General features: G+C 44.7%; 14 protein-coding genes. 3 read left to right on the top strand and 11 right to left on the bottom strand.

Annotated features, from left to right (window positions below):
* Nucleotides 1–7 precede the first annotated feature (7 nt).
* Complete coding sequence (gene gamR, locus MHH79_RS01390) at nucleotides 8–724, bottom strand: transcriptional regulator GamR (protein ID WP_100506641.1); 717 nt, start codon at nucleotides 722–724, stop codon at nucleotides 8–10.
* A gap of 218 nt (nucleotides 725–942) precedes the next feature.
* Here gamR and nagB point away from each other — a divergent pair, with 218 nt between their 5' ends.
* The 3 genes from nagB to gltP all read left to right on the top strand — a co-directional run bounded on the left by nagB (nucleotide 943) and on the right by gltP (nucleotide 4,997).
* Entirely contained in the window at nucleotides 943–1,692 is a 750-nt protein-coding gene (gene nagB, locus MHH79_RS01385) for a glucosamine-6-phosphate deaminase (RefSeq protein ID WP_063335983.1), read from the top strand.
* Between the two features lie 20 nt (nucleotides 1,693–1,712).
* Nucleotides 1,713–3,608 (top strand): glucose-specific PTS transporter subunit IIBC, encoded by a 1,896-nt coding sequence (gene ptsG / locus MHH79_RS01380; RefSeq protein WP_063335982.1) that lies wholly within the window; start codon nucleotides 1,713–1,715, stop codon nucleotides 3,606–3,608.
* Between the two features lie 144 nt (nucleotides 3,609–3,752).
* Nucleotides 3,753–4,997 carry a glutamate-aspartate/proton symporter GltP gene (gene gltP / locus MHH79_RS01375; RefSeq protein WP_003234847.1) on the top strand — a complete coding sequence of 415 codons (1,245 nt, stop codon included), beginning with the start codon at nucleotides 3,753–3,755 and terminating at the stop codon, nucleotides 4,995–4,997.
* A 35-nt stretch (nucleotides 4,998–5,032) separates the two neighbouring features.
* On the opposite strand, the gene MHH79_RS01370 is transcribed toward gltP, so the two are convergent.
* From MHH79_RS01370 to purT, 10 genes are all read right to left on the bottom strand, one after another.
* Nucleotides 5,033–6,001 (bottom strand): rhodanese-related sulfurtransferase, encoded by a 969-nt coding sequence (locus tag MHH79_RS01370; protein WP_003246287.1) that lies wholly within the window; start codon nucleotides 5,999–6,001, stop codon nucleotides 5,033–5,035.
* 248 nt (nucleotides 6,002–6,249) lie between these two features.
* Nucleotides 6,250–7,590: an erythromycin esterase family protein gene (locus MHH79_RS01365; protein ID WP_251218054.1), complete on the bottom strand. Its 1,341-nt coding sequence runs from the start codon at nucleotides 7,588–7,590 to the stop codon at nucleotides 6,250–6,252.
* Between the two features lie 104 nt (nucleotides 7,591–7,694).
* Nucleotides 7,695–7,973 carry a hypothetical protein gene (locus MHH79_RS01360; RefSeq protein WP_047182011.1) on the bottom strand — a complete coding sequence of 93 codons (279 nt, stop codon included), beginning with the start codon at nucleotides 7,971–7,973 and terminating at the stop codon, nucleotides 7,695–7,697.
* Between the two features lie 54 nt (nucleotides 7,974–8,027).
* Nucleotides 8,028–8,819 carry a phosphatidylserine decarboxylase gene (locus MHH79_RS01355; protein ID WP_014475662.1) on the bottom strand — a complete coding sequence of 264 codons (792 nt, stop codon included), beginning with the start codon at nucleotides 8,817–8,819 and terminating at the stop codon, nucleotides 8,028–8,030.
* Entirely contained in the window at nucleotides 8,812–9,300 is a 489-nt protein-coding gene (locus MHH79_RS01350; protein WP_309529907.1) for a DedA family protein, read from the bottom strand. Before MHH79_RS01350 ends, MHH79_RS01355 begins: the two co-directional genes overlap by 8 nt.
* Complete coding sequence (pssA, locus tag MHH79_RS01345) at nucleotides 9,291–9,824, bottom strand: CDP-diacylglycerol--serine O-phosphatidyltransferase (protein ID WP_014475661.1); 534 nt, start codon at nucleotides 9,822–9,824, stop codon at nucleotides 9,291–9,293. The genes MHH79_RS01350 and pssA overlap by 10 nt, the downstream gene beginning before the upstream one ends.
* A gap of 194 nt (nucleotides 9,825–10,018) precedes the next feature.
* Complete coding sequence (gene cesB / locus MHH79_RS01340; protein WP_309529908.1) at nucleotides 10,019–10,909, bottom strand: enantioselective carboxylesterase CesB; 891 nt, start codon at nucleotides 10,907–10,909, stop codon at nucleotides 10,019–10,021.
* 171 nt (nucleotides 10,910–11,080) lie between these two features.
* Entirely contained in the window at nucleotides 11,081–11,479 is a 399-nt protein-coding gene (locus MHH79_RS01335) for a YbfJ family protein (protein ID WP_015482736.1), read from the bottom strand.
* The gene (gene mpr / locus MHH79_RS01330; RefSeq protein WP_015252930.1) at nucleotides 11,442–12,383 is read right to left on the bottom strand and encodes an extracellular metalloprotease Mpr; all 942 of its coding nucleotides are present in this window, start codon (nucleotides 12,381–12,383) and stop codon (nucleotides 11,442–11,444) included. The genes MHH79_RS01335 and mpr overlap by 38 nt, the downstream gene beginning before the upstream one ends.
* A 143-nt stretch (nucleotides 12,384–12,526) precedes the next feature.
* A complete protein-coding gene (gene purT, locus MHH79_RS01325; protein WP_301183770.1) occupies nucleotides 12,527–13,696 on the bottom strand; it encodes a phosphoribosylglycinamide formyltransferase 2 in 1,170 nt (389 codons plus the stop codon).
* Nucleotides 13,697–13,884 lie beyond the last annotated feature (188 nt).

The raw sequence follows: 13,884 nt of genomic DNA, 5'->3' as shown, positions 1-13,884 counted from the left end.
CTTCTTATCACGTATTGCTTGAATGATATGACTGTTCTACGGTGAATTTCGTTCGGTCTCCCCGGGTAATAATTTGCGCATATTCCACCACTTCTTCATTTTTATCATAGGTAAGGGATTCTGATAAAAACGCAGGCGCTCCGACATTGGTTAATAAGTGGCCGCTGATCGTTTCATCCGTTAAAATCGGTTCGATCGATTCCGTGCCCCTGCTGATTTCAATGTTGTATTTTGTCCTTAACAATTCAAACAGCGAGCCGGTGCATTCCTCATGCGCCAGCCCCGGTGCCGCCTTCCAGGGAATATATGAGGTATGATACTGCAAAGGTTCCCCCTCGGCGTATCTGACTCGAACAAGCTTGTTGACAGGTTCATTCTCTTTCATTTTCAAAAGCTCGGCAATGGAGTGATCGGCAGGAATCACCACAAGCTCAAGCACTTTTGATTCAGAACGAAGGCCTCTCATTTGTTCTGCAAAGCTCGTAATCTTATGCGGAATCGGCGTTTGTATTTTTGCCGCCGATACAAATGTCCCTTTTCCTTGAATTCTTTTAATATATCCCTCAAGCTCTAGCTGCTGCAGAGCCAGTCTCACAGTTGTTCTGCTGACATCATATTGTTCGCAAAACTCACTCTCCGTCGGCAGCTGATCATTCGCCTGATATTTGCCCGATTTAATTAACTCAATGATTTTAAACTTAATAACAGAATATAAAGCTGTCATTTCATTCTCCCCATTCTGTATGCAATCCGTTCTTTTTCATTGAGACCATAATACCATTTGCCATCCCAATATGAAAGATTTGTATTCTTCTTTTATAACAAATTTTCAGAAATTAATATTGACAGTTTGATAAGAGCGGTGCTAAATTCGTAATGACAAGTATCATAAATTGGTCATAACAAATATGGTGCTTGCCTATCTCTTTGAGGGGGTGTCACATGAAGATTCTGATCGCCGAGCACTACGAAGAACTCTGTAAGTTAAGCGCTGCCATTATTAAAGAACAAATACAAGCTAAGAAAGATGCCGTTCTCGGCCTGGCAACAGGAAGCACACCGGTCGGCTTGTATAAGCAGTTGATTTCAGACTATCAGGCAGGCGAAATTGATTTTTCAAAGGTTACTACATTTAATTTGGATGAATACGCTGGTCTCTCTCCATCTCATCCGCAAAGTTATAACCATTTTATGCATGAGCAGCTTTTTCAGCATATCAATATGCAGCCTGATCATATTCATATCCCGAAAGGAGACAATCCGCAGCTTGAGGCGAATTGCAAAGTATACGAGGATCTCATCCGCCAGGCGGGAGGCATTGATGTCCAAATTCTCGGCATCGGCGCCAATGGCCATATCGGTTTTAATGAACCGGGATCTGATTTTGAAGACCGGACACGTGTTGTGAAGCTCTCGGAAAGCACGATACAGGCAAATGCCAGATTCTTCGGCGGCGATCCGGTGCTGGTGCCGAGACTCGCGATTTCAATGGGCATTAAAACTATCATGGAATTCAGCAAACATATTGTGCTTTTAGCAAGCGGCGAGGAAAAAGCAGACGCCATTCAAAAGATGGCTGAAGGCCCTGTCACGACAGATGTACCGGCCTCTATTCTTCAAAAACACAATCATGTAACCGTTATCGCCGATTATAAAGCAGCTCAAAAATTAAAGAGTGCATCATTCTCATAACACAATAAAAGGAGACTGTCATGTTTAAAAAGGCATTTCAAATTCTGCAGCAGCTTGGCCGCGCGTTGATGACTCCGGTTGCCGTCCTGCCGGCAGCAGGTCTTTTGCTCCGTTTCGGAGACAAGGATCTACTGAACATCCCTATTATAAAGGATGCGGGCGGCGTTGTATTCGATAATCTCCCGCTGATTTTCGCCGTGGGGGTCGCGATCGGATTAGCCGGCGGAGAAGGTGTAGCCGGACTTGCCGCTGTCATCGGATACTTAATTTTAACCGTCACCCTCGACAATATGGGAAAATTGCTCGGCCTTCAGCCTCCGTATGAAGGAGCCGAGCACCTGATTGATATGGGGGTTTTCGGAGGAATCATCATCGGGCTTCTCGCCGCCTATTTATATAAGCGATTTTCATCAATCGAGCTGCATCCGGTCCTTGGATTTTTCTCTGGAAAACGCTTTGTCCCGATTATTACTTCCGTCAGTTCATTGGTGATCGGCGTCATTTTCTCATTCGTTTGGCCGCTGATCCAAAACGGAATTAACGCAGCCAGCAGTTTAATTGCCGATTCAACAGTCGGACTGTTCTTTTATGCAACGATCTATCGTTTACTGATTCCTTTTGGCCTGCATCATATTTTTTATACACCTTTCTATTTTATGATGGGAGAATACACAGACCCATCAACAGGCAACACCGTAACCGGCGACCTGACAAGGTTTTTCGCGGGAGACCCGACAGCCGGGCGCTTTATGATGGGAGATTTCCCTTACATGATTTTCTGTCTGCCGGCAGTTGCTCTTGCCATTATCCATACCGCGCGTCCGGAAAAGAAAAAAATGATCTCTGGCGTGATGATTTCTGCGGCGCTCACATCTATGCTGACCGGAATTACAGAGCCGGTTGAGTTTTCTTTTTTGTTCGTTGCGCCCGTGCTCTATTTGATTAACTCTATTCTTGCCGGCGTCATCTTTGTCGTTTGTGATTTATTCCATGTCCGCCACGGCTATACGTTCTCAGGCGGCGGAATTGACTACGTCTTGAACTACGGACTGTCTGCAAACGGCTGGGTTGTCATTCCTGTCGGGATCGTGTTTGCTTTCATTTATTATTATTTGTTCCGATTTGCGATTCTGAAATGGAATTTGAAAACGCCCGGCCGTGAGACAGATGAAGACGGTCAGAAAGAGGAGAAAGCTCCAGTTGCAAAAGACCAGCTTGCCTTTCATGTGCTGCAGGCCTTGGGCGGACAGCAAAATATCGCTAACCTGGATGCATGTATCACAAGGCTTCGTGTGACCGTTCATCAGCCAAGCCAAGTCAGCAAGGATGAATTAAAACGGCTTGGTGCAGTAGGTGTGCTGGAGGTCAACAACAACTTCCAGGCAATATTCGGAACCAAGTCCGATGCCTTAAAAGACGACATCAAAACAATCATGGCCGGAGGCGTCCCGGACACTGCCGCCGCACTGGACACGGTAACTGACAAACCGCAGAAGCCGATTTCCGGTGAGACCTTTATTTATCCGATTAAAGGAGAAACTGTCTCTTTAAAAGATGTGCCTGATCAAGTCTTTTCAGAAAAAATGATGGGCGAGGGCTTTGCGATTATACCATCAGAAGGAAAAGTCGTTGCACCTGCGGACGGCGAGATCGTCTCGATTTTTCCGACAAAACACGCCATCGGCTTTATGAGCGCCGGCGGCACTGAAATCCTGATTCATGTCGGCGTTGATACCGTCAAACTAAATGGGGAAGGCTTTGAAGCACATGTCACAAGCGGACAAGCGGTCAAACAAGGCGAACTGCTTCTCACCTTTGATCTCAATTACATCAAGCAGCATGCCGCTTCAGCCATAACACCGGTTATTTTCACAAATACCTCTGAAGAAGGTCTAAAGCACATTCAAATGAAGTAAAAAAGTCCCCCCTGCTGCGGGGGACTTTTTCGCCAACATAATGAAAGCGCTACCAAAATAAAATAACTTGAAAAAAGGTGTTTGCATTTGAATCACGAATGATATGAATATGCCTACATTCTATCGTTCTAAAGGGGGATTCATTTGAAAAAATTAATCGCGTTTCAAATTTTAATCGCTTTGGCTGTCGGCGCGGTGATCGGCCACTTTTTTCCTGATTTCGGGATGGCACTGAGGCCTGTCGGAGATGGATTTATCCGCCTGATTAAAATGATTGTTGTTCCGATTGTATTTTCTACCATTGTCATTGGAGCCGCAGGAAGCGGAAGCATGAAAAAAATGGGCAGCCTCGGCATCAAGACGATCATTTGGTTCGAAGTGATTACAACGTTGGTATTAGGGCTTGGACTTTTATTAGCGAATGTCTTAAAACCAGGTGTCGGGCTTGACCTCTCCCATTTGGCAAAAAAAGATATCCATGAACTTTCCGGCTACACAGACAAAGTTGTTGATTTCAAGCAAATGATCCTGGATATTATCCCTACAAACATTATTGATGTCATGGCCAGAAATGATTTGCTTGCCGTTATTTTCTTCGCCATTTTATTTGGTGTCGCCGCAGCTGGTATCGGCAAAGCTTCTGAACCAGTAATGAAGTTTTTTGAATCTACAGCTCAGATTATGTTCAAGCTCACGCAAATCGTCATGGTCACTGCTCCTATCGGCGTGTTAGCCTTGATGGCTGCTTCTGTAGGCCAATATGGCATTGAACTCCTCCTCCCTATGTTTAAGCTGGTTGGCACCGTATTCCTTGGCCTGTTCCTGATCCTCTTTGTCCTCTTTCCGCTTGTCGGTCTCATCTTTCAGATTAAGTATTTCGAAGTATTGAAAATGATATGGGATCTGTTTTTAATTGCATTTTCCACCACCAGCACTGAAACCATTCTCCCTCAGCTGATGGATAGAATGGAGAAATACGGCTGTCCCAAACGAGTGGTATCATTTGTCGTTCCCTCCGGCTTGTCATTGAACTGTGACGGCTCCAGCTTATATTTATCGGTTTCTTGTATCTTTCTCGCACAGGCCTTTCAAGTAGACATGACATTGTCCCAGCAGCTGCTCATGATGCTTGTGCTTGTGATGACGAGTAAAGGCATTGCAGCTGTACCCTCAGGATCACTTGTAGTTCTTCTGGCGACTGCCAATGCTGTAGGACTGCCGGCTGAAGGCGTTGCCATTATCGCGGGTGTTGACCGCGTCATGGATATGGCGAGAACAGGCGTGAACGTACCGGGACATGCGATCGCCTGTATCGTGGTATCAAAATGGGAAAAGGCCTTCCGCCAAAAAGAATGGGTTTCCGCAAACAGCCAAACTGAAAGCATATAGAAAAAAAGAACACCTCAATCCGAGGTGTTCTTTTTTTATTCAGCAGCAGCGTGATCTTCTGTTTCAATCGCTGCCAGTCTTGCGTTTACTTCTTCTTCTGTCATATTATGCTCTTTCACATACAGGTTTCTTGGGTTCGTGCGGCATTCGTGGCTGCAGCTGCGCATATATTTATACTCATTTTCCGGTGTGCATATCATTTTTTTATTGCAAGATGGATTTGCGCAGTTCACATAACGCTCACACGGTTCTCCTGTAAAGTAGTCCTTGCCGACAATCACATGCTCGACACGGTTGACAGGCACGCTGATTCTTTCATCAAATACGTAGCACTGGCCGTCCCAAAGCTTGCCTTGCACCTCAGGATCTTTTCCGTATGTCACGATTCCGCCGTCAAGCTGTGCTACATCTTCAAAGCCTTGCTTCACCAGCCATCCTGAGAACTTTTCACAGCGTACGCCGCCTGTACAGTACGTTAAAATCTTTTTGCCTTCAAGCATATCTTTGTGTTCTTCGATCCATTCAGGTAATTCGCGGAAGGCTTCGATGTCAGGACGGACTGCACCTCTGAAATGGCCAAGGTCATACTCGTAATCGTTACGCGCGTCGATGACAATTGTGTTTGGATCCTGCATCTTCTCATAAAATTCTGCAGGCTTCAAATGCTGGCCTGTTGTTTCGTTCGGATCGACATCATCTTCAAGACGAAGCGTTACAAGCTCTTTTTTATGGCGGACGAAGATTTTTTTGAAGGCATGGCCTTCTGCTTCATCAATTTTAAATACCATGTCCGCAAAACGAGGATCAGCTTTCATTGTTTCCATATATTTTTCAGTCTGTTCAACCGTACCTGATACCGTACCGTTAATTCCTTCAGAAGAAACAAGGATACGGCCTAACAAACCAAGCTCCTTACAAAAAGCCAGATGCTGCTCTCTAAACGCCTCTGGATCTTCAATCGGAACATATTTATAGTAAAGTAATACTCTGTATTGTTTTTCCATGTTTTAAACACCCTGTTCAATTATAGTTAGTTGCTATGCACACTCTTACTATATCATACAGGAAAATGCCGCAAAGATGAACAGATCCGCCCAGACTGATAAAAATATCCAAGCTCTTACAAACCTAAGCGGCACAAGGGTTTCTCATGGTACACAAGTATTTTCCATTCATTTACTAATGGATGTAGTTATCTGAAAACTATCAAACAAAGGGTGAACTCCACCTGTTATAGCACAGGGGACACCGTTCACTTGATAATGACAGATGGCGTGATATGCTCCAGCCAAATGACACCATCATATTGTTCCTTAAGGATCATCTGCTCTTCTGTGAATCCCCAATAGAGTGCTGTGCGCGGGGTATACATCCACGAAGTGCCTTTCTTGTTTTTTGTATGGAGAAAATCAACAAAAACAGCCGGCCGGTCCGCCGCTTTCAGCAAAGCTTCAAGGCTCCCAAACGGCGGCGGGCTTGTAACCGGCTTAACAGTCTTATTATCGGAGCTATCAAGACTCGCACCTGAGTAAGCATAAATGCCAATCGTATATGTTTGTTTTTTCAGCTGCTCCGGCAAATAATCACCCATGTTAGGGCCGTTTAGCTGTACCCAGTCCTTTATCATCTTCGTATTCTGTTTGCGCAGATGGTAATTGTGGCCCCAGACAATGATTTTCTTTTTCGGATAAAGGGTGTCAGCTACCCACTGAAATTGCTCAGCCATCATGCGGTCTCTCATAAAGAATGAAAAATCCTCAATATTCTCCGGATACTCCTCTAGTTTTTCTTTCATTTCTTCCAGCATATACGTTTCCATTACGTCAATTCTCAGCTGAAGAGAATGCATAAACATCTCATAAGCTTTCGGCTCTTTTGGAAGGTTATCTTTTAGCTCTGAAGCATGTGTTTTAGCGAACTTGATCAGCTTCTGATAGTTTTTCACAAGCTCTTGCTTCTTTTGCGTAAATTCATCAAACGTGTTGCTGTCTGTCACCAATGTCGAAAACTCATTTTCTGATTGGGAGAGCAACTCTGCTTTCTCAGGGTCCACCGCTTTTACCCATTGAGTCGCAGCATCATTGAATGAATTCTTCATGCTTTGAATATCAAAACCGGTAAGGATCAGCGGATCGCCTTTCTCTTTTTGCTCTTTCATGTAATCAAACAATTCAACGACATCTTCTGTGTGCCATACAGCGTAAATGGAGTTTTTCATCGTGCTTTTAGGGGTTAATTGGTCCATATTAAGGTAGGATGCATTTGTATCAGGAAAGCCGGACTCAAAGGCCAATACATCGTATCCCAGCTCTTCGTGGAGATATTTGATCATGCGGACCTTTGTGGCGTTGATTTCACCAGCGCCGTGTGTGGTTTCTCCTAACTGAACGATTCGTTTTCCCTTCAGCACCTTCTTCAGAAAGCGAAGGTCTTTGTTTGAAGCATTGGAAGCATCCAGCGGCTGTGCATGTCGTTCAATCCATGAATCCCAATATTTTTCTTCAGAAGCAGCACGGGCAGAGGCTGAAAAAGAAGAAAACGCCAGACAAACGATCAGCAGCGGCAGGGTCATTCTCACTATCATTCGTTTCAATTCTATCTCTCCTTTTCTGCTAGGTTCTCTAGTCATTACGAGATAGATATAGAAAAAGTTTCCTTTTCCTGCCAACAAAAAAAGCTTCTCTGTTGAAAGAAGCTTTAGCTGGATTCTCTCATCACCTGATGAAAGTAAAACCGATACGTATTTCGTAAAAATGTCTCAACCGGAAGCTGCACATCCGCTTGGTATTTGCTGATGATGAATGGAAACCGCTCAATTCCTTTTTCGCGCAAATTGTTCGCTTGCTCTTCATCTATTGCCTTCTCATGCAAAACTGTTTCAACGATCGGCCAGCATACTTCTCGCACTTGCCGCAGGACGGCTTCATCTCCGGTGTTCTGATAATCTGTAATCCAGCTGATGATTTGTTTCTCCATGAGTCTCACCTTTCTTCAAAAAAAGAGGCGCTGCGTTTATGCAAGCTCCTCTTTTTACTCTTCGTAACCTATCAGTTCTCCGACTTGAACTTCTTGGCCTTCTGTTAAATTGGCGGACGGCTGGAACGCGTCTTTTTCAAAAATCAAAATGACGGTTGACCCGAATGAAAAGTATCCCAGCTCCTCGCCGATCTCCAATTCAGCACGAGTATTCGTCTGCACGATAGAATTAATATTCATCGCGCCGACAGGAATCATCAAGACATTTCGGCTGCCGCTATTCAGCTCGTACACAAACCGGTAATTTTTCGACAGCACATCTTTCCCGTATTTTAAGCCTAGTTGATTTACCGGGTATGAGCGATTTCCGAGCTCGGCCAGCTTTTGATACCTGCAGCTGATCGGAGAATGGAAACGGTGATAATGCCTCGGGCTTAGATACAGCACGACGAAGTAACCGCCATTGTATTGATGGTCTGCGCTTTTACAGCCGGTCAGCTCAGCGAATGAGTAATCTTTCCCCTTCACCGTAAAGGTTTGATTCGGGTTGATGATTCCTACCGTCTGAACCACACCGTCAACAGGGCTGACCACCGCATGCGCCTCTTTTGATACAGGGCGCCGCTCCAGATTTATTTGTCGAATGAACAATTCGGACAGCGATCCATAATCAGCAGCCGTACCGTCCACATCATCCCAATTCAGCCGAAAATGTTTTGAGAAAAGCGGAATGACCGGTTTGCTGATTTTTGACTCACAAAATCCTTTAATCAGATAGGATGACAGACGATGATTCGTCAGCTCTATCAATGATCGATACAGAATCTTTACAGCCGTATTAAACATGAATAATCCCTATAACCCTTCCGATTGTAATAAAAACAAAGCACCATAAAAAGGCGCCGATTGCCGCAAACGCAACATACGTTTTCAGATCCATTTTGCCGATCCCCGAAAAGTAGCACGTCACATGTCTGACGCCGGGAATAAAATAACCTAAAATAAGAGAATATGGACCGTATTTCTTCATCCACTTCTCCACTTTCATCATTCTTTTTTCTTTTAAGCCGACCCACTTGCCGTACTTGTCGATAAACGGGCGTCCGGCTTTTCTGCCAATCATGTAGCTGATCAGCATACCTAACAAAGCCCCGATAAAACTGATCAATATCGAAAGCTCATAATTCAATACATCGGTATGCGTGAAATAGCCAACAACGGTCATCATCACTTCATCTGGAATCGGCAACCCTACAATTCCTAATACCAGCATCAAAAAAATAGCGAGATAACCGTAATCCGCTATGAGCTGCTGAACTAATTCCATCTCCCGGACTCCAGATTTTCTGCCGCATGTTTTTTAAAATGAGGGAATTTTATTTTACTCACCATCAAATATGAAAGTCCGCAAGTGCCGATTGCCAGAAGGATCGGGTTATAGGTGAAGCTTAGAATAACGAGACACATGCCCGCAAACGGAATCGGCATACCGATAAATGTCGGGAGCTTGCTTTGTTCAATGTTAAATTTAGAGAGGCGAAGCATTCCGCAAATGCTGTACGTCAATGCGCATAAGATCCCGATAAATGGCAGGGTATACAACGCGACACTGTAAGCAAGCATAGAAGGAGCCACCCCAAACGTAACCAGATCGGCAAACGAATCCAGTTCTTTCCCCATATCAGAAACGGCATTCAGCTTACGAGCAGCCATCCCGTCAAAGAAATCAAGGAACATGCCTGTAAAAATAAAAAGCACTGCTGAATGAATGTTGTGATATAGCAAGGAATGAATCGCCAGCAATCCGCAAATGAAGTTTCCTATCGTAATCATACAGGGGATGTAATTCACAGTGTAACCAAACCTCCAATTGTAAAACCATCTATATTATTTGACGATAGTGATCGAATAGCGTTACAGGAAAAATTTTTCTCCAATAAGCATGATAACATAGAATGCTCCAAAAAAAGCAGCATTCAAATTCTATTATTATACAACATTTGTTACCTTTTGAAAAATGAATGCCAATCTTTTCATGTTCCTTACTATTTTATCCCCCCGCATAAAAAGGACAAGACGCGTTGATTGACGTACTCTGGCTGCTCCAGAGATAACAGATGTCCGGCGTTCTTTACGATTTCAGCCTGAATTCCCGGCACCAATACCGAAGCCCGCTCAAAGGCCATTTGCTGATGGTACATGACCTCGTGCTCACCGAACATCAGAAGTACCGGGACTTGTATCGATTTCAATTCCTGGTCTGTGAACACGTACGGAAAGCCGTTTTCTGTCGGCTTCAGGCTCCTTTGTTCCTCCTGCCATTCCACGCCCGCCACAATTTGTCTTTGCAGTAAAGGATGCAGATCATAACTGTTGCCTGTGATCCACTTGATATATGATTCAGCTCCTCTTGCCCCTGTAAGCTCTGCAGCGTATTTATAGACATCCGGATGAAATGAAATAAACGCTTCAGCGGGACTCATAACAACCGCCCGCTCTACTCTTTCAGGCGCGCGGAGTAAGAAATTCACGATATGGGACCCGCCAAGCGAAAGGCCGGCCAGGTGTGCCGTCTCAAGTCCAAGAGAATCAAAGACATCTTTCATCCATTCTGCAAAATCAGCTCTCGTTTCAATGGCTGCTGATGGTATACTTTTATTTTTGTCTCCTATTATATCGACCGCATATGTACGAAATTGACGGCTCAACGCCGCGATATTCGGATACCACATCGCAGAGCTGAAAAGGCCCCCGTGAAGCAAAATGAGCGAAGGTGCGTCCTTTGGCCCACTTGCAATGATATGTGTTTTTCCAAAACGAGTAGAAACATAGAATGCTTCCGACTCAATCGGCCACAAAGAAAGGCTTTGATCATATGCCTGGTAAAAGCGCAGACCACTTTCAACCGCGGCAAACTGCATTGAATCTTGTATCATCTTCTTCTTTTTCCTCCGGGTTTGATTAATATAAAATAAGGGATAGCGCCCCTTTTGTCTCGTAAGAAAAAATACCTATTTCTTATTATCTCACATAATAAATTTCCAGTATATAGTTTGGTTTCCTGCAATAAATAAAAAAAGGCAGTTCCCTTAAAATCAAGGAAACTGCTATTCTTTGAAGACTAACGGAATGGCGTGATCTTTCTTATCCTCTGTTAACGAGATGTGATGGGTTACTGATATTTCACCCTTCGTCAACGCGACTGAGTAATCGCCTTTTCTGCCGGTATCCCATTTGATATCTCCGTTTTTGTCTGTTTTACCGAGTATCTCGCCAATCTCTGTACTCGGCTCCTCATCTGAAGAGGGCGCTTTGACAATCGTCACTTGAACCCCTTCGACCGGCAGCCCCTTAGCATCCTCCACATGAAGAGTGACAGGAATAGTCGTTTCTTTTTGAGAAGAATGCGTCTGCGAACTGCATCCGCATAAAAACAAAATAGACATGAATATGGCTAGTTTGCTGTATTTATTGATTTGCCCAATATTGAATATTGTTGAATACATCGTTCGTCACCCTTGTTCCCAAGTTATATGACGATCCTCCGTTCGTGTGAATGGCAATAGCTGTCTGCCCTGTATCACTGTAGTTTCGATAAACAGGCGAGCCGCTTTGGCAGCCGTACGTATCGGTTGTATAGGTCAGCTTATACGTTTCAGCGGAGCGAATCGGCTTTGTATCAGACCACATCGTGCCAAAGGTTTTGTCACACGGGAATCCTGTCACTGACGAGGAAAGGCCCACGGGACTGCTGCTGTTTGTAGTCCGGTAGCCGTACCAGCCAACCGTGTTTCCAGGAGAACCGTTTAATTTAATAGCTCCGTAATCATAATTGGTGTCTTTGCTTTCCGTCCATCCTTTGACGGAGTAAAACATCGTGCCTGAATAAGTACCGTACGGATAGGACGAACCATTGCGGCCCGGCGCGGCGGTTATCGTCGAAGCCCATCCATGATCCTGGCTGTACACACAATGTCCAGCCGTGACGACTGTATTTGGATTGACTAAAAATCCGGTACATCCATAAGTGCTTGAAGTGTTGGGATACTTGATTGACAGTTGAACGGTTGCTCTATATGGAAAAGATGTAGTGCTGGAGATTCTGGTGCGTTCATCAGTTCCGATAATGCTCGAAGGCTGTAAGGTTTGAATGTTTTTCTCCAGTTCCGTTTGGCCGCCGTATAACGATTTACTTGTTTTTCCGGTTCCCTCATAAGGGGCGGAAACCTGTTCTGCTTTTGATGTTTGGTTTTTCGTGGCATCAGCTTCTTTACCGGTATTCGATACAGAAGTTTGCGGGTTCTCTGCCGCTTTTGCCGGTACGCCAAAAGATACCGCTGCTGCCAAAGCCAAACACAAAACCGTTAAGTAAGCGAACCATTGTTTTCTGAATCTTGGAACTAATTTCATTTTGTCATCTCCCTCCTTTAGTGTCAACCACCCGTATCGATGGAAGACTTTTACATTATAATCAGGTTTCTGATTCTTATGATAAAACTTTTACGGAGAAAGAAAAAAACAGGCCTTGTACCATGACAAGGCCTGTTCAAACTCTATTTTATCGTTAGCTGGTCCAACGCTTTCTTTGCATTCTCTCTTGCCGTTTCAACTGAATCAGCAGCAGAGAGCGCAACTGCCATACGACGTCCGGCTTTCGTTATCGGCTTTCCAAAGACGCGCACTTGAGTCTTTGGGACTGCCAGTGCGTTTTCCAATCCTTCAACAGTGTAATCCGCTAATTCTTCCGGCGCTTTGAGGGGCCTGCTGGCGCCAGGAGAAAGCTGTGTGATTTCTGTAATCGGAAAGCCTAGAATCGCCCGGACATGCAGTGCAAATTCTGACAAATTTTGCGTCACCAGCGTGACAAGGCCTGTATCATGCGGACGGGGAGATACCTCACTGAAATATACCCTATCTTTCGCAAGGAACAGCTCAACACCAAACAGGCCGTATCCGCCAAGCTCATCCGTGATCGTTTTCGCAATATGCTTCGCTTCTTCTATTTGCTGCTCTGTCATATCATGCGGCTGCCATGATTCGATATAATCCCCGTCCTTTTGCACATGACCGATCGGCTCGCAAAATGCCGTACCGTTAACCGCACGTACGGTTAAAAGTGTGATTTCTGATTCGAATGGGATAAACTCCTCAACGATTACGCGGCCGTTTTTCACCCGTCCGCCTTCCATCGCCGTCTCCCAGCAGCTCTCTAAATCCGCTTCAGAGCGGCAGATGCTTTGGCCTTTTCCAGAAGAACTCATCAATGGTTTAACGACACAAGGAAAACCGATCTGTGCTGCCGCTTGTATAAATTCATCATATGTATTCGCAAATTCATAGCCAGCCGTCGCAAGTCCGAGCGTTTCCGCCGCAAGCCGTCTGATGCCTTCCCGATCCATCGTCAGCTTGGCCGCACGGGCATTCGGGATGACATGAAATCCTTCCTCTTCAAGCTTCAGCAATTCATCCGTCGCGATCGCCTCCACCTCAGGCACAATCAAATCCGGCTTTTCTTTCTCAATAATGGCTCTGATCTGCTCTGGGTCCAGCATATCAACGACATAACTGTTATGTGCGACCTGCATCGCCGGAGCATGCTCGTAACTGTCAACTGCCACCGTCTGTACCCCAAGACGCTGGGCTTCAATCACTACCTCTTTACCTAACTCACCTGAACCTAACAATAAAACCTTCTTTGATTGATACATCTTTGCCCCTCCTATCTGTTCCAAACCATTATAACTGAAATATTTGAAAAATAAATTTTTATTAAAAAAGATAAAATTATTATTGAGGGTTAATTAAATTCTTTAAACGAAAGCAGACCAATAACGGTCTGCTTTCTCTATTGCTAAACAGCAACATCATACAAGAAATCCCCCAAAATCATGCTACACTTAATCCAAGACCA

The organism is Bacillus sp. FSL K6-0993 (genome assembly GCF_037977205.1).
In the GTDB taxonomy this organism is placed as follows: domain Bacteria; phylum Bacillota; class Bacilli; order Bacillales; family Bacillaceae; genus Bacillus; species Bacillus subtilis.
Note: the sequence above shows the minus strand (reverse complement) of the source record. Positions and strands in the feature narration are given on the sequence as shown.